We start from the raw sequence: 20334 nt of genomic DNA, 5'->3' as shown, positions 1-20334 counted from the left end.
ATCAGCTCGCTTATTTTACTTTTCCATCGACTAAAATTTGCTCCCAAGATTTCATATTATCATTTGATAAAAATGCCTGTCCCTTTGTTGTATATATCGCAAACTGTTGATTGTCCTGGGGATTTTGAGCAATATATACTGGCCCATCTTCTGTCAAATCAGGTAATAGTAGTTCTTCTTGTTCACCATTTTTAATCGTATATTTTACTAAAGACGGTCCACTATTATAGCTGGCATAATATAAACTTTCTTCATTAAAAAATACCGCTGTACCTTGGGCTGCATCTGTAAGCAGTTGAAAACTTTCCCCACCATCTTTTGACAAATAGACACCGGCTGTTGTAGCTGCTGCAACCAATTTTGAATCAGAAGGATGGATGGACAAAGCGAACAATTCCCCTTCTAGACCCTGTGCGCCGACACTTTTCCATGACTTTCCATCATCGGTACTCTTGTAAAAGCCTTGTTCCAGCTCCGAATTTTGCCCTGGATTCATTAAAAAGATATCATGACTCTTGTACCCTACAGCCATTCCGTGAAAATCAGTCTCTCCTTCAAATTTCACGCTTTCTAATGTCTTTCCACCGTCGAAACTCCGCTGGATCCCAATCGGATTTGGTAAATCGGAATCCTCACCGGGATGTCCAGATGTATAAAATCCTTCATCAACTGCATTAAACCCCATGTAGTCATTTAAATTTTTCGTTGTTTCCAGCCATTCCCCATCACGATATATTTTTAAGCCTGTATGTGTAGCGAAATATAATCCTTTGTCGCTACCAGCATAGCCCATCCCATGAACATGGTCCACGCTGCCATCAAACGAAACCTCAAATTCTTTGCTCTCACTACTGCTGCAACCAGCTACGAATAATCCTGCAACAAGAGTTACAATAATCATTGCTTTTTTCATCATCTGTACTATGTCCTCCGTTAATTTTAAAGTTCCCTTTCTGTTGCTAAAAGAAGTTGCTGCGACTAGCATATAGGATAAATATCAAGTTTTTGTGCAGAATCTGTTTGGATGAAAAATTATATATCTTACTTTTGAGAAATGATGGGTTGTGTTTAAATGAATAGTTAAATAAGGCAATAAAATCTATGCTTCCCTTAAATTCTCTCTCTTTTGAATATGCTTCATTATATACTTTGCATCATAACCTACTCCCCGCAGAAATGCAGAGCCACGCCTATGTTGCCAAGGTAAACTCATAAAGTACATCCCTTCTGTTTTGGTAATACTCCTATTATGATCGGCTTTCCCTTGCAGTCCTGTACACCGGGCACATTTATCCAAAAATAGACACATTTTCGATGTTTAATAGTTGTATACTATCGTCAATCTTTGAGATTCTCACCTTCACAAACTCCACAGAAAACACATAAAGTCGTCATAAATTCTTTAATTTCTTTTGAACAATAAGTGAAAAAAATCACATCATATTGAAACTCACATTATAGATCCTTAACATCATATGTGTATCTGTTGTGATATATCTCACACCAACCATTTAAACAATTCATCCAAAAAGGAAGGAGATATTGCATGAAAAAGAAATTAACCTTGTTAAGTATGGTTATCATTGCAATAACAGTGCTAGCTGGGTGTGAACCATTAACAGTTTTAGATCCTAAAGGACCCCAAGCCAACACGTTATCTGATGTTATTATGATATCCATTTGGACAATGATGATTATTGTCGTCGCGGTTTTTGTACTTTTAATAGTTATGCTGACAAAATACCGTGAGTCAAAACAAAGTAAAGACTATGAACCCCCGCATATTAAAGGGAACAAAATTGTTGAAACCATTTGTGTAGGGATACCTATTTTAATTGTCATTTTCCTTTCAATTGTCACTGTTAAAAGTACATATGAAGTCGAAACAGTACCAGAAGGATATGAGAACCAGGAACCTTTGGTTATTTATGCAGCATCGTCCAACTGGAAGTGGCATTTTAGTTATCCTGAAGAAAATATTGAAACAGTAAACTATGTGTTTATCCCAACAAACCGACCAATTCAATTTAAAATTTATGCCTACGGTCCGATGTCCAGCTTCTGGATTCCACAACTTGCCGGACAGAAATACGGAATGGCCGGTATGATAAACACATTGAATTTGGCAGCTACGTACCCAGGAGAATATATGGGCCGAAACGCTATGTTCACTGGTGAAGGTTTTGCCGAACAAACATTCAACGTTAAGGCACTTCCCCAGGATGAATATGAAACATGGGTAAACGAAATTAAAGCTACTGCAAAGCCGCTTACAAAAGAAAAATTCAACAAGTTGTTGGAACCGGCTCATCTTGGACAATTAACGTTTACTGGAACTCATTTGGGCTTTTCACCTCCTCCTAGTGAACATCATGGAGCTAGCACACCTGATGAAAAGTCCGAAGGAAAAAATGAAACAAATTAGTTCTTTGAGAGCCAGGAAAGTAAATGACTAATTAGTTAATAGCTTTCAAAGTTTTTAACCATAGTTTCATATAATTGAAAGGAGTTAAACAAATGGATTTTTTTGATAGATTTGCCATACCTAACCCTACTCCTACAATTTTCGCATCAATGGTTGCTATTGCACTAACTGTTATTGCAATAATTGTAGTCTTAACCTATTTTAAAAAATGGGGTTATCTATGGCGTGAATGGCTAACAACAGTTGATCATAAGCGGATCGGCATTATGTATTTGCTATCCGCAATATTGATGCTATTTCGCGGTGGAGTAGATGCCATTATGATGCGTGCACAAACTGCCATACCTGAAAACACATTTTTAAACGCTCAGGAATATAATGAAGTTTTCACTACACATGGGGTTGTTATGATCATCTTTATGGCAATGGCATTTATTATGGCCTTAATGAACTTTGTCGTTCCACTACAAATTGGTGCCCGCGATGTGGCGTTTCCGCGTTTAAATGCTTTAAGCTTCTGGCTATATTTCATGGGTGCAATGTTATTTAACATCTCGTTCGTCATTGGTGGTTCTCCTAGTTCTGGGTGGTCTTCCTATTTTCCACTCGCAGCTAATGAGTTTAGTCCATCTGTCGGAACAAATTATTATATGCTAGCGATTCAGATAGCTGGTCTTGGTACTTTAATTACTGGCATTAACTTTATTGTTACCATTCTTAAATTTAGAGCACCTGGCATGAAACTGATGAAAATGCCCATGTTCACATGGTCGGCGTTAATAACGAACATGATCATCGTTTTTGCGTTTCCTGTTCTAACAGTAGCACTTGCAATGGGAACAATGGACCGGCTATTCGGAACGCACTTTTTCGCAACAACCAACGGTGGTATGGATATGCTCTGGGCGAACTTTTTCTGGGTTTGGGGACACCCTGAAGTGTATATCTTAATTTTACCGGCATTCGGTATATATAGCGAGATTATTCCAACTTTTGCACGTCGTAATCTCTATGGTTACAAATCAATGGTAGTCTCGATTGTAGCTATCTCTGCACTCTCCTTTCTGGTATGGGTTCACCATTTTTATGCAATGGGACAAGGAGCACTAGTAAACAGTATCTTTTCGATTGCAACAATGGCAATTGCCGTACCAACCGGAGTGAAGATTTTCAACTGGTTACTGACACTTTGGAAAGGAAAAATTGTATTTACCACTCCTATGCTTTATTCAGTAGGCTTTATCCCAATTTTCACCATTGGTGGGGTTACCGGGGTTATGCTGGGAATGGCAAGTGCGGACTATCAATATACCAATACAATGTTTTTAGTCGCACATTTCCACTTGGTTATTATTCCAGGAGTTGTATTTGCAATGATTGCTGGTCTCTTTTATTGGTGGCCAAAAATGTTTGGGTTTATGTTGAACGAAAAACTCGGGAAATGGTCGTTCTGGTTTATTGCAATTGGTGTTTGTCTTACATTTTTCCCAATGTTTATCTCCGGTTTGGATGGGCAGGCACGTCGGATGTACACATATTCAGAAGCAACCGGATTCGGTATTTGGAATATGCTTTCATTTATCGGGGCACTCATGCTTGCAGTAGGTTTCGCTTTAATCGTATACAACATCTACTACAGCATTCGCTACGCCTCAAGAGATATCAGTTCAGATCCATGGGATGCACGCTCGCTGGAATGGGCTACCCATAGTCCTGTTCCAGAATATAACTTTGCAATTACACCACAGGTCAATTCATCAGAGGCTTTCTGGGATGCCAAGAAAAAAGGACATGAATTATTTAAAGGAAAATTCAAAGAGATTCATATGCCGAATAATAGTGGTGTACCTTTTATCATGTGCTGTTTCTTTTTCTTATTCGGATTTGCCTTTGTTTTCAGCATGTGGGTTGTTGCTATTATTGCAGCAATCGGTATCTTTGCTTGCATGACTCACCGTTCTTTTGAAAGGGATCATGGGCGACACATATCTGTCGGGGAAATTAAAAAAACGGAAGAAAAATTAGGCGGTGCTAAAAAATGAAGATAGACCATTCGCAACCTCTGGAATATAGCACGGAACAAAACAAATCTAATATACTCGGCTTCTGGATTTTCCTGGGCGCTGAGATCGCGCTTTTTGCAACACTTTTTGCAACATATTTCATATTGAAAAATGGTACTGGAACCGGCCCTGCCGGCGGTGAGGTTTTTGTAGTTGATACACTCATGACACAAACAATCCTGCTTTTGACCAGTAGTTTTACCATTGGACTAGGAATTCATGCGATGAGGCTAGGCAGATCAAAAGCGATGATTAACTTTTTCCTAGTGACCTTAGCTCTTGGACTCGGTTTTGTCGGAGTGGAAATTTATGAATTCATCCAATATGTCCATGAGGGTCTCACGCTTCAAACAAGTGGATTTTCAGCTGCCCTATTTACTTTATTGGGAACTCACGGTGCGCACGTAACATTTGGTTTATTCTGGGGATCCTATATCATTCTGCAAATCAAAAAACGTGGACTTACTCCAGAAACAGCCAATAAATCATTTATTTTTTCTCTTTACTGGCATTTCCTGGACGTCGTTTGGATTTTCATTTTCAGTTTCGTTTACTTGAAAGGAATGATGTAGTTTATGAAGGAATTATTTCCCTACAAACAAGTAATGGGCTATGTGTTTTCATTGCTCCTTACGGTGGTGGCACTTTCCGTTTACTATGTAGATATGTCATATGAAGCAGGGATGACTGTTCTTATTATCACAGCATTTACACAAGCAGCAGTTCAACTTGTTGTGTTTATGCATGCAGGTGAATCGAAGGATAAAAGGGCAATCTATATTAACATATACTACGGGGTATTTATTGCCCTGGCAATCATCTTTGGTTCCATGTTAACATTAATTTGGGGTTACTAAATGTAATGGAGAGAGTGTCTATGGACTCTCTCGGCTTGTAGAGAAAGTAGGTGGTTTTTTCTCTGCAAGCTTTTTTATATGAGTTTAAAATGGTTTTAAGTCATGTATTAAAAGCATAAACCATGTATCATATACAGGGTCAAGTATATTATAAAATATTTTCTTTTAAACTTTCCTAGCCCATTAAAATCAGTAGCGATGGATACATTATAGTCGTAGGCTCGTAAATCCTATACTGTCTTGGAAAATAAAAAGGACACCAGGTAACTTTTGATTTAAATTATTTATATTTGTCCAATGGTGAACAAAATAAACTTGTAATGTTTATTTTGTGGGGAAAATGAGGTATACTATGTATAGAAAGTCATATTATAATAAAAGACCGACCATGACGGTACATGGAACGGTCTTATGTGTAACAGCCCTTCAAGGGGGCAGCTCACATGTTTGAGTTAGAAAAGTAACCAACCCAAATGCTTGCTAGGCGTTCAATGGGCGGTTACTTTTTTTGTTGTGACAGTATGGCTACAATTAAGGTTGCGAAAGAGATCATCAGAACCAATGCTTCGAATACTGTCATATTATCACCCCCTTTCAAAAAAGGGGTGAACTACCACCCATGAAAGCCCTATTACACTTACAGTAAGTATAACAAATAAATAAATTTTTCACATCATTTCCATGTCTACTTCTTGTAATTTTCTTTTTTCGGGTTTACCTTTTAACCATTTATCCATATCTTTTTTCTTATTTTCAAATAACGAATCATAAAAAGCATCATCAAGAATCATTTGTTGTCCTTCTGTAAGATTGCCTTCCCTGCGAATCTGATGATAAGGGTTTAAAAATTCACCACCCCCAATGTCGAGCCGATCCATACTAACAACGCTCATCTCTGAATTAGTGGTTTCAGGAAACACAATATGATAACGGGTTTTGTAGTTTCTATTGTCATCCCGATACTTTTCTTCCAGCTCCTCCATCATTGCATTGCCTTTAGCAAAGTCCCTCATTGAATCCGCGTCTAACTCTGGTGCCTCCGACAATTCAATAAATATTTGTGGTTTTTCAATATCTAAATCATATCGCTTTAACCATGCCTTACACTTTACAATGTGATCGAATTCTTCTGTCCAAGCTTCTTTCGTTGAATTATTCACTCCAACAACTGCATTACCATCTACAAGATAATACAAGCCTTTTGTATGTTCTTCTTCCTTATTATCAATCACATATTCCTTTGCTGTTTTATTAACTTCTATTAGTTCTGTTACGTCCTCCCTATTTTGAGTAGCTTGCAAAAATATACTTTTTTCGCTTTCCATACGTCTAACCTGTTCCTTCATCAATTCAGGCTCCATAATCTCAATAAACTCAACTGCTGTTTCTCTTACTTCCTCCAATACCCTCGCTTTATCTTTTAATTCCTTTCCTTGTGTCCAGTTCGCAAGATAGCTTAAAGAATAATCACTCGTATCAATACCAAAGTACGATGCAACTGCATAAGCCGTCATTTCCGCTTGGAATTCCTTTTCCTCTGATGAAAGAGTGAAATGTTTCTCAGGTGTACTATGCAACTTAGCATGGGCCAATTCATGTATCAACGTTTTCACATTTTGCAATTCACCATTACGTGGATTTAAACCAATATGATTATTTCTATCGCCTATACCTTGATAAAATACACCTTTTGCAGACCCTAGTTCTTCCCATGGCTTACCAACAGTGACATCCAGGTTATTTCCTACCTTTTTCATCGCTTCTAACATGCCTTGATAGTTTGCAACGTCACCTTCCAGCCATCTATTCGGGAAAATATCAGGAAGATCGCTAGCCTTTGCATCTGTTTGTGATACATCAAAAACGCTTCCTCTAGCAAAATACAACTGACTTTTCTTTTTCTCGAAATCACCTTTTTTTATCAATTTTTTTTCCTGTTCAGTCGCCTTTTTAATACTTTTCCATTTTCCGCTAGCATCCTTAAATTTCGATTGCGTCTGGTTTGGTACCAAAATTTTAATTGCCTTTTCTCCTTTTTTTACCTGGAGACCTTTCTCTTGCCAAAACTTATAACTTCCAACCGCACGAGCACCTCTAAATTGACTCTGAATAAGAGCAGTATTTCGTAATGAGTATTGATAAAATTGCATCATAAACGATAAGTGTTCAGCCATTTGTTCAGGTGTTTCAAAATAGGATTCAATGGACTGATTCATCGTTTCTGTTAATCGCTTCACTTCTTGTCGCTTTTGTTCAAATGTTTTTCTTTTCATAAACATCATCCTTTCATAAAATAAAAAGGACTCCCATTAGGAAGCCCCTCAACTACATTTCCATATCGACAATTTGTTCTTTAGACTTGGTATCCAGTAATTTTTTCTTTTTTTCTTTTAGCCATATCTGTTTTGTATCCCTATCTAACAAATCACCGTTTGGTACGCTTGGATCATATTTAATAGAAGAGACATCTTGCATAGCTAGTTGTTCAGGGCTTTTGCCTAGAACTGTTCCATACTCCTTTTCTCTGTTCCAAAAAGAAAGACAATCTTTATAAAAGTTATCCAAAACACGTTCTGTTCGTTCATCCTTGAATGGGTTTTCTCCCATTTCAAGTCCTATAGCGTGATCAATCTCGCCCGTCTCTACAACATAAATAAGCGTATCTTCATTCACTTCTATATATCCATCCTCACTCTCGATCGGATGTATCCCTTCTGTTTGAATGTATTCCTCTAATTCAAGAATCGCTTTTGTTCGCTCCTTTGGTGACAAATAGTCAAATTCAACATCTAATTCTCCCCCTTCAATTAGGTATACCTCATTTTCCCCAACATAAATTCTGGATTTCGCTAGGTCGTTATTCATTACACTCTTCCTTCCCAAAATTAAAAGGGCTCCCATTGGGAACCCCTTCATTTTCATTTTTTCGATAGTGTTGTTTTCCCTGTTGTTCCAATCCACCAAAAACAAAATTTCCCTTTCATAGGGTTTCCCCTTTAAAAAGCAAAAGAAAAAGACCTCAATAACATTGGAGGTCCTTTGTTCTTATGCTGGTTCGCCATCTAACACGACAACCCTCTCCTTTACATCCAATGGAATCAACGCTTCACCATCAGCCTGACAAATTGTTTCAATCACATCTTTTGTGATCTCATCTACATTAATTTCTACTTCTCCGGTATCGACAATAAAAATAACACTGGTTTCTTTTATTTCCTTTACATACCCTAAATCAACCATCCTATATTTGCCATTTACATACATATCCATTTTCATCATCCTCTCGAGAAATTAAATTTAGTATTTTCCGTTTGATATAATGTTAATACGCATTAAAAGGTTTCCCCTATTTGCCCTTTAGTAATTTTTCGTTCGATTGACTAATGAAATTGAAATCTTTCCAGGAACATTTAATACAGTACTTTCAATTCAACTCTCTCGTTTTTCCCACAAATTGTTTTGGTTGTTGCTTTGGATTAATCTTCACAATGAATTTCTCTAACTCATACCGATTTAATAATTTGACGCCACATGATTTTGCTAACGTTTTAGCCTGCTTGGTGAAAAAGGAATTCGTAATCACCCATGCTTCATCTGCTTTATAAAAAAACATGGCTGCCAATACTTCACGTACGGCATCCATGCTGACATTATGTTTATAACCATATCGTTTGGCTTGTATCACAATTTTATTTCTACCTTTAAGCACCACATCCGCCCCATAGTCACCCGATTTTTTGGTGACAACTGGACGATAGCCTAACTTTTTAAATAAGACTTTTAGGTATTCTTCAAACTGATAACCTTGCAATCGGTCAATATCTCTTATCCCCGACTTTTTCAACAGATTAAACCGTTTCCTCCTTTTGATGTATTTCATAATCATTGGAAAGACAAACAAAATAATCAACAAGCTAATTAATAAAAATAATAGACTGACCACACAAACACCACCTTTATAATTTTATTCATACCCATCCATCATACGATCAAATTCCTGTAGGTTTCTGTCTTTTTGATAATCATGAAATGTTTTACGCATCGCTTTATGCAATTTCATTATGGAAAAATTGAACGAGTAAACCGCCTGTTTTCGATAAGAAAATGGCTGCTGTGGGTTGAATGACTTCCATCCACCCCATTGTTTTGGCTGAAACGATAAATCATTTTGCACTTTAACATAATCACGCATCTCCGCCAACACCGCATTTCCCATCCGTTTTTTTAAATCGTCCAGTTTGGTTTGTTTATAATTTTCAGAATCACTTCCTTCCCCGTACATTTCTTTCATGACGTTTACCTCCCCATCTAATTGTTTATGCAACTGTTTCATCTCATCCGCATGAAATTCGTGTAAATAGATTTCCGTCATGTCATCTATATAAGGTCTTGCTTTATTGACAGATCGATAACCATATTTCCACTGTTTTTTGTCAGAGGGAAGGTGCTTAAACGCTTCCTGAAACAATTCTTTCGTTCTTTGATGCGTTGCTAAGGACAATCTATCTTCCCTTTTTTGCCGCACCGTTCCTTTGACCAGTTCATCAATTTTATTACGTTCATTAGATCGGTCTAAAATCAAATTGGCGACTTTGGATTTCATCTTATCCAGTGTCTTTGGTTTACGTTTACCACGATATTCTTCTCTCCATTCATTCGCTTCTTTATCGAACACATTGATTAATTCTCTTGTTGGGTGTGGCTCAACGGTTGCAACATGGACATGAATATTATCCGTATTGTAATGAAATGATGCTGCCCATACTGCCGAAAGTTCCATCCCCTCCGCTTTCAATAACGTGTTCATGGATGCACGGACAACCGCACGCATTTTGGTTTCATCCAACGTGTGGGTTTTTGGTTGATATAACCCTTGTTTTGTGAGCCAGGCATTATCAAAACTAATGACATCCTGCCACATCGGAGATTTATCTTTTTGTGCCAGTTGAAATTGTTGCTTCAAAATTTTCTTGTCATGATGACTCAATGTATCGTGATCGTTTGTAAATAATTCACCTTGCTTTTTGTCATCATCCATGTAATCCATGAAATGATGAAAAATAAAAAAATCATCCTTATGATTGGATGATTGGTTTACATTAAGTTGACGTTTGGCATCTTCCCGATCCATATAATTGATGTAATTATTAAACGTATTGGATTGAGATGTGACAAATTTACTCCGCAAGATAACCGCTGGACTACTCATGAATTATGCCTGCCTTCCCTGTTGCTTTTGTTCCTTCCGTTTTTCATAATCAAGTTTCTTTTGACGTTGTTTATGAATACGTTTTTGAATTAAGTTTTCTGCTTGCTGTATCCCATTCGTTTTATATTTTTCGGTCGTAATTAAATCTTTAAACCCATTCATCAAATAATAATGGTTCATAAACTCCAAAAGAATTTTGTTATCCCGGTCAATCACATTTCCTGTTACTTGAATACGATGTAACCTTTCCTGCATCGTCTCCAACTTTTCATCTATTAAATCCGTGATCATGTTTTTGGATACAACATATTCTTCCTCACAGTCTGCATAATAGTGGTCAATGGCAGTCGTAATGACATCTGCTTGTGATACATGCTTTTCAGCTGCAATGGCTTTTATTTTTTCTTTGGTTGCTTGACTTAATAAAAAGTATGAACCCTTTTTTATTGTATTGATGTCCCCCATCCGTAATCATCTCCTTATGTGTTTAGCTTGAACATCTTCTCCAGATAATCATCCACTTCCTCAGGGTCAACATCCAAAACGATGGATAATAGCAAATACATTTTTTTGGATTGTTTTTCAAGTTTATCAAGTCTATTGTACGTAATTTCCAATGCGTCACCGACCCGACCGATTGTTGAATCTAATTCTTTTTCTGTGCTCTTGATTCCATTAAACTTTGCTAAATCCTCAATATGTCGTTTTAATAATTCATTTCGTGAAATCTTTTGTTTCTTGGCAACTTCCTTTAGTACCTGCATGGCTCCTGCATCTAAATCACGAACTTTTGCATCCATCATTAGCACCCCCTTTCAAGGTACAAGGCATTAGGAAACTCTCTGTGCAAATGGCAGAGAGTGTTGAACAGGATAAGGGGAAAATGCCATCACATAACGTGATGGACTAGGCAGAGCCTAGTTTTTCCGTGCATGTCATTTTTTTGAGCGATTATATAGCATTTATATAGGTCAATATATATGTTTTATATAGGACTTGCGCCGTTATCTCTCATCCTTGTTAGAGACTTATTGTCTTATTTTTTATCTTTTTTATTCTTATCTTTTTTCTTATTAACCGGCTTTTCCTTATCCTTGGATGACTTCTTATTATCTGACTGCTTAGAATCATCATTCTCCTTTTCTTGTTTACTTTTTAACGCACCTTGTTGAGCTGTTTTCTTATTCTCTACATCCGTTTTGTCTTTCTCTTGCTGCCGATTCCCTTCCTTATGTTGTGTCAGTGCATTCAGTTTTTCTTCACGGTTTTGGAATTTTTCCTGGAGTTCTTTCACTTTCTTTTTCAGTTTTTCAATTTCGCCTTTGGCATCCTTGATGGCCTTTTCCTTCTGTTCACTCTCCCTTTTCGTGTCTGCTTGTTCTTCCTCCGTTTCAAATTCCATGTCTTTTTTCAAGTCACCTTTTTCCTGTATTAAGGTTGTAATCAGGTCTTCCTGAAATGGTATGTCTTCTTCCAAAATGGTTGTGATTTCTTGTTTAATACGTTCCATATCGGCGATAATATTTTCTTTCTTGTATCCTTCATCCGTCTTCGTTACTAATGATTTATTTATATCAATCTTTCTGTAATCACCGACAACAATTATTTCTTCCGGTTCAGGTAACTCGGATTCCTCCATGTCCTGACCGGTAATAGCTGCCTCATCACCTTTATTCTGCAATTGCTTTTTGTACTCTTGTTTCAAGATATTTTCATCACGGTGTTCCGTCACAAATAAACCAATTATTTGAAAGGATTCAGGTACATCTTCAATTTGAACAACCATGTTATTGTCTGACTGATATACCAATTCTGCATTGTATTTTTGACTAGCGTTCTGTTCTTTTGCATAAAATGTAAAGGTTGGTTCAACGGCGTCTGTACCAGTATGAACACGTTCTAATGTCACTTCCATCAATTCATTTTTCGGATTATACTCCCAGTCTCGAAGGATTAATGCTGTTTGACTTAATCCCCCAATGGATTCATCAAAAGGGGTTTGGGCAATTGCACTATCATCATACATCCATGTTTTGGACGTAAAAAAAACGCCAAAAGCGAGTCCGGCGGCAATCAATACGCTGATATATAATTTATTTTCACGTCCGCGATTCAATTTATTTTTCACGTTACAATCACTCCTTCCTTGTTCATTATTCACCGGTTAAAAACGGTTTAACATATGACATCGGATCGACTTTTTCACCATTTATAATCACTTCAAAGTGCATATGCGGTCCAGTAGATGCTCCCGTTGAACCGACTTTACCAATTACATCACCTGCTTGTACTTTCGTTCCCACAGGCTTCCCTTTTTCCATCATGTGACCGTATCTTGTCCGTGTACCATCTTCATGTTTAATCTCGACATACCAGCCATACCCTGTTCCCATGTTGCTGCTGCTTGATTGAAATGTCGTACCATTCGCTTTACTAATAACAATTTCACCGTCTGCAAACGCTGTGATCGGCGTTCCCCGAATACCACTAGATGCAACATCGATTGCCCCATGAAATGACGAACAACCACTGCAACTTCGATTCCCAAAACCGGATGTAATGTTTTTCGTATGTGGTGATATCCACGCCTTATCGCCAATCAATTCCATGTCCGGTTGTTCAGATGGCTCACAATTCATAGTTAAACCACCCAATTTTTTGGCAATATCTTTGGTTATTGGTACCCAGTTTTCGTTTAAGTTATTCGGGTCATTTTCCGCACCAACTGGTGCATAAACACTGCCCAATTGTTCAATGGTGACCAAACCATCGACGATAATGCGGTTATATAACGTTTGCGACATGGATTCTAAACCTTCTTCCAAAGTTGGAAATGAATAAAGTCCACTGCCATCTGGATTCATTAATCCGCCGGGATTATTTTTTTGTTGAATGGCATTTGATTCCCCCCATGCGGTTTCATGTAACGCAATGGATGCAAATAAAATAGGATCAATGCCCTTTTCTTCCGACAACTGAATAATGTCATCGCCATGCCCTTTTAGTGCACCCGACCGCTTTTGAATTCCAAAAATAGCATCCCATTTTTTCTGATTTACCTCACCTGTTGCCGAACATACATAAGCGGCAGATGGATTATTTTGTTCCGTTTGTTGATCGTCGACACTACCACCTAATGCGCCAATAATGGCAAACATGATGGTCATTAAAATCAATCCAATCAGTAGTATGGGAATGAGACCCACTGCAACAAGACCCAAAATCCATGTCATAACTTTTTTCTTGGCAATGGCTTTCACGGCATCCCATATATTCCTCATGAATCTTTCTTCCCTTCCATGCCTTCATTAGGAGTTACTATGTTGTTAACGAGCCATTGATTGTCTTGTTGCACCATGGTCATGTAAAAAAGCTGCGTTCGTTGATTGGTTACATGCCCATTTGATGTAACATGCCATGTGGCAAATGCACCAAATACCATATGATCTTTTTTGGGTGCATCGGAAGCAAATAATTCAATAGATTCAATCCGTCGTTCAACGTTGGCTCCCTTTATGGTTGGACCATCTTGCTTGATCTCTCTTAAAAATGAAGATGTCACAACACCTTTCCATTTACTCCACTCTGAGATTTGCAATAAATAAAGAGCAAGCCCTTGTTGTGCTTGCTCTTTTGCATGGGTGACCGCTTTGTCACTAAATTGATCCTGATATATGGTTTCATGGCGTTGATCTTCCATGTTTTGTTGGTTTTCCTTATCTTCTAGTACTTCATCAATCTTTTCTTCCTGGAGCTCTGGTAGTTGTTCTGTTTCATGCTGTGATTCATCGAATAAATCCTCCGGATCTTGTGGCTCCTTTTCATCCGTTGCCCATTTCCATACATACATCGCAATGATTAATAAAGCTACGATAATGAGGAATGTAAACTTGTAAAGCATCCGTTTTTCCATTACAATCCCCCTTCAAACAAATGCAATTCTTCATCTGATGCTTCAACGGATAACATCAAATTGCCAACACCACTGATACTTAATAAACATTCCCCTTGCTGTAATTGCGGTACATGTTCCAATTCACTTTCTGTCATTTGTCCTTCAAAAATCGTACGTAATGTTTCCAGCGAATTAGAATCCTGCTGCATCACAAATTTATATTGTGTGAGTTCAAATAACGTCCGTATTTTTGTGACCGTATCCGTGTCGGAATGGTCTGGAACAAAATCACGAATGGATTGACTGGCAAGGATGAGTCCTCCAAAATACTTCCGTGCCTCTCGTGCAAAAGCCGTTAAAAACGAAACTGCCAGCATATTTTCAGCATTAACGAGTCGATGGGCCTCATCAATCATGACAAGAAAACGTGTTGCTTCATCGACATCAAACGAATCATCTTCATACATGAGCTTCTTTTGCAACGAGCCTATTTGAATCAAGTTATCCCAAATTAAATTTAATGCATTAAACATCTGCGCATTGAATACACTCTTTTCTAACCCTGTCAAGTTACGAATCGACAAGAAAATAACTTGTTCATTGGTAATATTGGGTATACTCGTATGCCCGTTAAACAAATAAGAAAAACTATTCACCAAATTATCAATCACCAATTCAACTTTTTCGAGTCGTTGGACTCTGGATGTCGATAATTCAGAACGAATGATGCGCTTGTCACTATTTTCATATAATTGTTCACGAAGGAACGTTAAAAAATCGCTAAAGATAGGGTAATTCTCATTATCCAATGACGTAATGCCGGTTGTGTGTATTTTATCGGAGAAACCAAGTGAATCATAAAAAAGTCGTAGCACCTTTTTGAATTCTTCAATTTCTTCAGGGAAAGGACTTCCTGCAACAAACGTGTAAAAGGTTGCGACTTTCGATATATGTTGCATAAAACTAATTTCCTCATTTTTTTCCGGATTACCATTATCTTCTGTGCGAAATATTTGTAAAGGATTGATGACACCATCACTTCCATCAAGGCTGATCATGTGTCCGTTCACTGCTTTAACGAGTGTCTCAAACTCTCCAGTAACATCAAAACCACGAATAAAATTGCCGCGTGATTCATTATCCATCAGTAGCTTTTTAAGAGATGTTGACTTACCGGCACCCATCTTCCCGACAACCACTGCATTATAAAAACGTCTTAATTTGTCGTGATGGAATAAATCAAACAATACATTGCCACCGGTAAACGATGTGCCAAGGTAACTGCCGGTTCGATCATTCAATTCAGAAAAGTGATAAGGTAGACCGGAAGCAAGCGTCATGACCGGCATTCCCTTTCCTTCCCGTTTGTTCGGAAAAGCCAATTGTTGTTCATAGGGGAGGAATAAAGACTGCCATTCCCAATAGGTTTCATTCAAGAATATTTGTCCTTTAAACCCGAACGACTGTAGTTTTGATATGGTTCGATCGACTTTCTTTTCCAGTTCCCAAATAGTTGGTGACGCAACAAATAAACGAATGTGCAATAACTTAATGACTTCCCCCATTTCACTGATTTGTCGATATAATTGTTCCATTTCCTGATAACCGCGCTGGGCATCCATTCGTTCAGATTCATGTTTAGCACTGCGGAATCGTACATCCTGTTCTACCATGCTTTTATTAATTGCACTTACTGTCTCATCCTGGTGCATGGTTGCCACGTCTGTTACAACTGTTACATCATACATAGACATCATTTTATCCAGCCATAAAATATTAACACTAGAAGGATATTCCCAAACATGGATGCACGCTTCATATCCATCCCCTTTTTTAATATACTTATCTTTAAAACGAATACCACCTTGCGGTTGAATCGCTGTTAAAAAATCCTTATCCAATTGAGGTGGCTTCTGTTTTCCTGACCATTGACGCTTGGTCTGTTTTGCCATGGTATCCATCCTTCCTATAGTTTGGTATTTTGATTGTTTAACAGAAACAGGACTTGTTTCTTTTTTGACCGTGTGAGTTCTTTTAACGGGAAAGCCTGTTGCATCCCCTGTTTCGCATCATGTTTCCGATCAGCAAGCTCCTGCTTATCATCCGCATACACAAAGATGAAAAACTCCCGGTTCGAACGATCACGCTCCAAAAAATCAAACTCAACTAATTTTTGGTCAATATATTCTAAACGTATAGGGTTTGTTGTTTGTTTTCGTTTTTTAAGCCAGTAAGTACGTTGTGCTTCTGTATTAGCCGGAAAGTTCAAGATCACTTCTTTATACGAACGGAAATAACTTCGTAAAAAACGGGTTCGATTCATCAACAAGTAATTTAAGTCGGCGTCATTCAACGCATGAATGTTTTTCGTTTGGATTTGAAAAATATCCATCACGCCGTTCTTCAAAAGAATATAATCATCATGAATTTGAACAAACGGGAGGATCTCTGGTGTTTGCCTCAACATTTTTTCTTTCTTCTTGCCTAACTTTACCTGGTCACCTTGTTTGCTTAAAACAACCCCTTTTAGTTTTGATATGAGTTGGTTTAGCCATTTCACGTGTTGCTTCTTTTGAGTGTTTGATTCTTCATGAGTAGTTTTTTCCTCCTGACTCATTCTGCTTGACAACCTCCTCCGTTGACCATTTTTGGCGCAATCTGATGTTTGCCTGCTTATGTCTATCTATGGTATGGTAGACACTCTTTTTATGGCGAAAAAACAAAATAAACGACTCATAATGCCTTTTTTCCGGATTGTGACCGGACGGCATGAATAAATAAATCATAAATCCAATCACCGCCGCAAAATACGGAATCATGAAAACACTATGAACAAAGTCCCGTAAAATAGTTAAAACTAAAAGAGAGCTAATCAACAAAATGACTAGCTCTCGCATTTCTAAACCTAAGATCTTCGGTTTTGCCTTAATCTCTTTCGGAATCTGATATTTCATGGTCTCTCAGCCCCTTTTGCGTATCCTTTGGTTTTTTTACGTCCTTTTTATCCAATCCTTGTCTGATATTTCCGCGAATCTGATTCATTTTTTGACCGGCATCATAACCGGAATTATGTGCCCGTGTCAGGAAATGACTGGCACGCTGTACCGTCCGGTTACCACCGAACAAGGTATGCTTTGGTTTAGGATAAATATGCCCTTCTGAACGCCCTACACTTGGCTGATTCTCCATCTTCGGTGACGTTGGGATGTTGACTGGACCAGCTGGTACTTGCTGATGTCCGCCATGTACAGGTGAAGATGTTGTGCCACCTGAATGATCGGAATGAACGCTGACTGAATGACCTTGTTGTTTCGTTGGTTTGACAGATTGTGGTTGGGTTTCCTGTGTCAATTTTCCTTTTCCAACAGTACCTTCCGCGTTGTTTTCATAACGTGGAATCGTATTGCCTTTCATGGTGTTGGTTGAGAATTGTCCTTCCTGACGCGGCGATGATTCGACATTTCGATGGGAAGGCATTGGTTTTACATGGCTATTGTTTTTCAATGCCTTTCTCATGCCAGCACCACCAGCAATGGCACTCCCACCAACCTTACCACCTGTTTTAAGCGTTTTCCCACTTACTTCGGCTGCCATTTTGCCACCAGCTCCGACCATTCGACCAGCGGCATAACCACCCATCATGGCTTGCCAGCCAGAACGCAGTCCTGCATCAATGCCTAACAACCGTTGCACAATATCGGGCGCATCAATTAACGCCCAGGCACCGGCAATCAAAAGTAGGATGGTACCAATAATGCCGATATGTTGTTCCAGGTCATTCGCCCATTGTGCATAGATAATGAAGATCCGTAATAGCACCATCATCACGAAAATCACAGCAAATGTACTTGCAATTTCCACTAATACCTTTTTCAAGCGCTGTCCGCCCGTTAAGTCAGTTGCTGCTGTAAACATTGCAAATAGTTGATGAAATGCCAAGTCAAACATGGCGCGCCCGATTTTAATGGTTGTAATGACTAATGCAAAGGCAGTCACCGCTAATGTAGCTATTGTAATGCCCCAATTGACGTGATAGCGGTAATAACTTTGTTGTCCTAGATTGGTAGCTGGTACGGTATTTTCATTTAAATCAACTATCCTTGTTCCTCCATCACCTGTTGAAACAAGACGTTTAGTTAAGAAATCATACCCAAGCCCTCCATTATCTTGTTTTTCTTTCAATTCCTTCACCCATGGTTTTGTTGTCCAGCTAAACCATCCCTCATCTTCAAATACATCCAACTTTTCATTGATTTCAATTGAATCAGGATTTTCTAGTTGATTCCCGTAGGTATAATCGGTTGTCCCGATATCTTTTGTTTTAGGATGTGGTGGATGCGGAAGTAGGTTTTCATTCCCTGCCATATTCTCCTTATTGAGCCCATTTGCATAATTAAAGTCACTTTCGACGTAGTACATGACATCCGCAATATTTCTTTTAAGAACGTTATCAGAAAGCGTTCCGGGTTCATCTAATCCCGACACACCTTCGTTCAACAAATCATCCATCATACTCATGATATTCGGCAGAATGACAATGACACATACTGCGATCAAAACATTCATCAGCACTTCATTTCGTTTTTCGATTTTATTTAACATAAACTGAAACCCCACAACTATAAGCGTCACAACGAACATGCCAAACACATAGGGCTGAATCGTTTCGATAAAGCGATTCATGGCTGGATTATCATACACACCGCCAAGTGTGACAACACTCGTTGCCACACCTTCTATCCAATCGTTAATCCAAACTAATGCCTTAATAATTCCCCACCCAATGTTACGTATGAGGTCATCATAAAGCCATCCACTGCTTATATCTAAAATGGCGGATAAGTCTTCATAAAGCTTCTTCAATTCATCCATAAACACACTCCCTCCTTCCTTGATATAAAAAAAGAACTTACCTTGAATGCAGGTAAGTTCCTCCTAATGGTTGGTTAATTAGTACGTTAATTCTAATTCTTGTTCTTTGATATAGTCGATGTTATATTGAATTTCCTTTTTCACATCACTATATAAATCATCATCCAGAAATGTTTTATTTTCTGTATTGGCTTTACCAATCATTGTATTTAAAATCCATGCCGTTCCCTGATACGCATAAGCCGAATTAAACTGTCCTCGATGGACAACAGCCATCCCTCCATCTTCAAAAGGGTTATGACCTGATGTCCGATTACTATAATCCTCACTTAAAGTGTCTATCTTTTGCTTTTTATCATCGTCGAGATCATTAATGTTTATATAATATGCTTTCATATCCTCATCTTTCAGGGATTTGTCATAAGCTTCAAGCAATTTGGTGTTTTTAACATAATCCTTTTTGGCATCATAGATCAACAAGTAAAAAGCTTCGTTATTATCCTTTTTTGCTATCATGTCATCAAATGTAATTTCATTTAATCCCACTTTGGGTTTATCAGCCGTTTTATCGTTGTTATTATTTCCTTCTGCATCATTATCATTTCCGCCACAAGCACTTAAAGCTAGTAAAGCAGACACCATTATCAAGGTGAATAGCATTCTCTTTTGCATAAGGTCACCATCATCTCCCATTCATCCTTTTAGTATCAGTATATCAATCCTCCGTCCCATAATAAATGATTATCTGTTCCTATTTAGTAGATTCGGTATTTTCGTATCAATGATCTCCTTCAATTTACTCAATTCCTCAGCTGTAAACGTAAAGCCTTTTCCCAGCCTCGATTTATCCGCGTTCCACCACCTCACATCATATTTCGGTTCATCACCATTCCAGCTAATAATGTTGAGTTCCTTTGTCCATCCTGCCTGACTTTCATGCAAAATGGCAATTTCTTCAATAACATCCCAATCTACACTATATTTTGGTTCTTTCACGATTACCTGCTCCTTCC

At 38.2% G+C, this 20334-nt stretch carries 22 protein-coding genes; 4 read left to right on the top strand and 18 right to left on the bottom strand.

Annotated elements, in window-relative coordinates:
- Positions 1–10 precede the first annotated feature (10 nt).
- Positions 11–916 carry a F510_1955 family glycosylhydrolase gene (locus tag CZ382_RS14420; RefSeq protein WP_088051891.1) on the bottom strand — a complete coding sequence of 302 codons (906 nt, stop codon included), beginning with the start codon at positions 914–916 and terminating at the stop codon, positions 11–13.
- Positions 917–1546: 630 nt separating this feature from the next.
- Here CZ382_RS14420 and qoxA point away from each other — a divergent pair.
- The 4 genes from qoxA (at position 1547) to qoxD (ending at position 5345) form a co-directional block, all read left to right on the top strand.
- Complete coding sequence (gene qoxA, locus CZ382_RS14415) at positions 1547–2425, top strand: cytochrome aa3 quinol oxidase subunit II (RefSeq protein ID WP_088051890.1); 879 nt, start codon at positions 1547–1549, stop codon at positions 2423–2425.
- Positions 2426–2517: 92 nt separating this feature from the next.
- Positions 2518–4467 carry a cytochrome aa3 quinol oxidase subunit I gene (gene qoxB, locus CZ382_RS14410; RefSeq protein ID WP_088051889.1) on the top strand — a complete coding sequence of 650 codons (1950 nt, stop codon included), beginning with the start codon at positions 2518–2520 and terminating at the stop codon, positions 4465–4467.
- Positions 4464–5060 carry a cytochrome aa3 quinol oxidase subunit III gene (gene qoxC, locus CZ382_RS14405; RefSeq protein ID WP_088051888.1) on the top strand — a complete coding sequence of 199 codons (597 nt, stop codon included), beginning with the start codon at positions 4464–4466 and terminating at the stop codon, positions 5058–5060. The genes qoxB and qoxC overlap by 4 nt, the downstream gene beginning before the upstream one ends.
- Before the next feature lie 3 nt (positions 5061–5063).
- On the top strand, positions 5064–5345 hold the full coding sequence (gene qoxD / locus CZ382_RS14400; RefSeq protein ID WP_088051887.1) for a cytochrome aa3 quinol oxidase subunit IV: 282 nt from the start codon (positions 5064–5066) through the stop codon (positions 5343–5345).
- 499 nt (positions 5346–5844) lie between these two features.
- On the opposite strand, the gene CZ382_RS24820 is transcribed toward qoxD, so the two are convergent.
- From CZ382_RS24820 to CZ382_RS14320, 17 genes are all read right to left on the bottom strand, one after another.
- Positions 5845–5925 carry a putative holin-like toxin gene (locus CZ382_RS24820; RefSeq protein WP_373308339.1) on the bottom strand — a complete coding sequence of 27 codons (81 nt, stop codon included), beginning with the start codon at positions 5923–5925 and terminating at the stop codon, positions 5845–5847.
- A gap of 88 nt (positions 5926–6013) precedes the next feature.
- Entirely contained in the window at positions 6014–7618 is a 1605-nt protein-coding gene (locus CZ382_RS14395; RefSeq protein ID WP_088051886.1) for an LPD25 domain-containing protein, read from the bottom strand.
- Between the two features lie 52 nt (positions 7619–7670).
- Positions 7671–8210: a hypothetical protein gene (locus tag CZ382_RS14390; protein ID WP_140392736.1), complete on the bottom strand. Its 540-nt coding sequence runs from the start codon at positions 8208–8210 to the stop codon at positions 7671–7673.
- Between the two features lie 180 nt (positions 8211–8390).
- Positions 8391–8615, bottom strand: coding sequence for a hypothetical protein (locus CZ382_RS14385; RefSeq protein WP_088051884.1), 225 nt, complete (start codon positions 8613–8615; stop codon positions 8391–8393).
- Positions 8616–8769: 154 nt separating this feature from the next.
- On the bottom strand, positions 8770–9231 hold the full coding sequence (locus CZ382_RS14380) for a restriction endonuclease (protein ID WP_088053478.1): 462 nt from the start codon (positions 9229–9231) through the stop codon (positions 8770–8772).
- A gap of 78 nt (positions 9232–9309) precedes the next feature.
- Positions 9310–10554 carry a MobP2 family relaxase gene (gene mobP2 / locus CZ382_RS14375; protein ID WP_088051883.1) on the bottom strand — a complete coding sequence of 415 codons (1245 nt, stop codon included), beginning with the start codon at positions 10552–10554 and terminating at the stop codon, positions 9310–9312.
- Between the two features lie 3 nt (positions 10555–10557).
- Positions 10558–11019, bottom strand: a complete 462-nt coding sequence (locus CZ382_RS14370; RefSeq protein WP_088051882.1) for a hypothetical protein — start codon at positions 11017–11019, stop codon at positions 10558–10560.
- Between the two features lie 14 nt (positions 11020–11033).
- Positions 11034–11357: a hypothetical protein gene (locus tag CZ382_RS14365; protein WP_235000436.1), complete on the bottom strand. Its 324-nt coding sequence runs from the start codon at positions 11355–11357 to the stop codon at positions 11034–11036.
- A 233-nt stretch (positions 11358–11590) separates the two neighbouring features.
- Positions 11591–12682, bottom strand: a complete 1092-nt coding sequence (locus tag CZ382_RS14360) for a hypothetical protein (RefSeq protein ID WP_088051880.1) — start codon at positions 12680–12682, stop codon at positions 11591–11593.
- A gap of 25 nt (positions 12683–12707) precedes the next feature.
- Positions 12708–13835 (bottom strand): peptidoglycan DD-metalloendopeptidase family protein, encoded by a 1128-nt coding sequence (locus CZ382_RS14355; protein ID WP_088051879.1) that lies wholly within the window; start codon positions 13833–13835, stop codon positions 12708–12710.
- The gene (locus CZ382_RS14350) at positions 13832–14467 is read right to left on the bottom strand and encodes a hypothetical protein (protein WP_088051878.1); all 636 of its coding nucleotides are present in this window, start codon (positions 14465–14467) and stop codon (positions 13832–13834) included. Before CZ382_RS14350 ends, CZ382_RS14355 begins: the two co-directional genes overlap by 4 nt.
- Positions 14467–16401 (bottom strand): VirB4 family type IV secretion system protein, encoded by a 1935-nt coding sequence (locus CZ382_RS14345; protein WP_088051877.1) that lies wholly within the window; start codon positions 16399–16401, stop codon positions 14467–14469. The genes CZ382_RS14350 and CZ382_RS14345 overlap by 1 nt, the downstream gene beginning before the upstream one ends.
- A 14-nt stretch (positions 16402–16415) precedes the next feature.
- Entirely contained in the window at positions 16416–17066 is a 651-nt protein-coding gene (locus CZ382_RS14340; RefSeq protein WP_088051876.1) for a hypothetical protein, read from the bottom strand.
- Positions 17038–17403, bottom strand: a complete 366-nt coding sequence (locus tag CZ382_RS14335) for a DUF5592 family protein (protein WP_088051875.1) — start codon at positions 17401–17403, stop codon at positions 17038–17040. Before CZ382_RS14335 ends, CZ382_RS14340 begins: the two co-directional genes overlap by 29 nt.
- Positions 17375–19321, bottom strand: a complete 1947-nt coding sequence (locus tag CZ382_RS14330; RefSeq protein WP_088051874.1) for a pLS20_p028 family conjugation system transmembrane protein — start codon at positions 19319–19321, stop codon at positions 17375–17377. The genes CZ382_RS14335 and CZ382_RS14330 overlap by 29 nt, the downstream gene beginning before the upstream one ends.
- Positions 19322–19399: 78 nt before the next feature.
- Positions 19400–19993, bottom strand: a complete 594-nt coding sequence (locus CZ382_RS14325) for a hypothetical protein (RefSeq protein WP_235000435.1) — start codon at positions 19991–19993, stop codon at positions 19400–19402.
- A gap of 69 nt (positions 19994–20062) precedes the next feature.
- Positions 20063–20317 carry a YdbC family protein gene (locus CZ382_RS14320; protein WP_088051872.1) on the bottom strand — a complete coding sequence of 85 codons (255 nt, stop codon included), beginning with the start codon at positions 20315–20317 and terminating at the stop codon, positions 20063–20065.
- Between the last annotated feature and the right edge of the window lie 17 nt (positions 20318–20334).

Source organism: Virgibacillus dakarensis, from assembly GCF_900155625.1.
In the GTDB taxonomy this organism is placed as follows: domain Bacteria; phylum Bacillota; class Bacilli; order Bacillales; family Amphibacillaceae; genus Lentibacillus_C; species Lentibacillus_C populi.
The sequence above is the reverse complement of the archived record's forward strand: the minus strand, read 5'-3'. Positions and strand labels throughout refer to the sequence as shown.

Excerpts from the sequence above, each read along its gene's own strand:
- qoxB (WP_088051889.1), top strand. The coding sequence starts at position 2,518 with ATGGATTTTTTTGATAGATTTGCCATACCTAACCCTACTCCTACAATT.
- CZ382_RS14325 (WP_235000435.1), bottom strand. The coding sequence starts at position 19,993 with ATGCAAAAGAGAATGCTATTCACCTTGATAATGGTGTCTGCTTTACTA.
- CZ382_RS14370 (WP_088051882.1), bottom strand. The coding sequence starts at position 11,019 with ATGGGGGACATCAATACAATAAAAAAGGGTTCATACTTTTTATTAAGT.
- CZ382_RS14380 (WP_088053478.1), bottom strand. The coding sequence starts at position 9,231 with ATGATTATGAAATACATCAAAAGGAGGAAACGGTTTAATCTGTTGAAA.
- mobP2 (WP_088051883.1), bottom strand. The coding sequence starts at position 10,554 with ATGAGTAGTCCAGCGGTTATCTTGCGGAGTAAATTTGTCACATCTCAA.
- CZ382_RS24820 (WP_373308339.1), bottom strand. The coding sequence starts at position 5,925 with ATGACAGTATTCGAAGCATTGGTTCTGATGATCTCTTTCGCAACCTTA.
- CZ382_RS14350 (WP_088051878.1), bottom strand. The coding sequence starts at position 14,467 with ATGGAAAAACGGATGCTTTACAAGTTTACATTCCTCATTATCGTAGCT.
- CZ382_RS14340 (WP_088051876.1), bottom strand. The coding sequence starts at position 17,066 with ATGAGTCAGGAGGAAAAAACTACTCATGAAGAATCAAACACTCAAAAG.
- CZ382_RS14330 (WP_088051874.1), bottom strand. The coding sequence starts at position 19,321 with ATGGATGAATTGAAGAAGCTTTATGAAGACTTATCCGCCATTTTAGAT.
- CZ382_RS14335 (WP_088051875.1), bottom strand. The coding sequence starts at position 17,403 with ATGAAATATCAGATTCCGAAAGAGATTAAGGCAAAACCGAAGATCTTA.
- CZ382_RS14385 (WP_088051884.1), bottom strand. The coding sequence starts at position 8,615 with ATGGATATGTATGTAAATGGCAAATATAGGATGGTTGATTTAGGGTAT.
- CZ382_RS14390 (WP_140392736.1), bottom strand. The coding sequence starts at position 8,210 with ATGAATAACGACCTAGCGAAATCCAGAATTTATGTTGGGGAAAATGAG.
- CZ382_RS14345 (WP_088051877.1), bottom strand. The coding sequence starts at position 16,401 with ATGGCAAAACAGACCAAGCGTCAATGGTCAGGAAAACAGAAGCCACCT.
- CZ382_RS14395 (WP_088051886.1), bottom strand. The coding sequence starts at position 7,618 with ATGAAAAGAAAAACATTTGAACAAAAGCGACAAGAAGTGAAGCGATTA.
- qoxD (WP_088051887.1), top strand. The coding sequence starts at position 5,064 with ATGAAGGAATTATTTCCCTACAAACAAGTAATGGGCTATGTGTTTTCA.
- CZ382_RS14365 (WP_235000436.1), bottom strand. The coding sequence starts at position 11,357 with ATGATGGATGCAAAAGTTCGTGATTTAGATGCAGGAGCCATGCAGGTA.
- CZ382_RS14355 (WP_088051879.1), bottom strand. The coding sequence starts at position 13,835 with ATGAGGAATATATGGGATGCCGTGAAAGCCATTGCCAAGAAAAAAGTT.
- qoxA (WP_088051890.1), top strand. The coding sequence starts at position 1,547 with ATGAAAAAGAAATTAACCTTGTTAAGTATGGTTATCATTGCAATAACA.
- qoxC (WP_088051888.1), top strand. The coding sequence starts at position 4,464 with ATGAAGATAGACCATTCGCAACCTCTGGAATATAGCACGGAACAAAAC.
- CZ382_RS14420 (WP_088051891.1), bottom strand. The coding sequence starts at position 916 with ATGATGAAAAAAGCAATGATTATTGTAACTCTTGTTGCAGGATTATTC.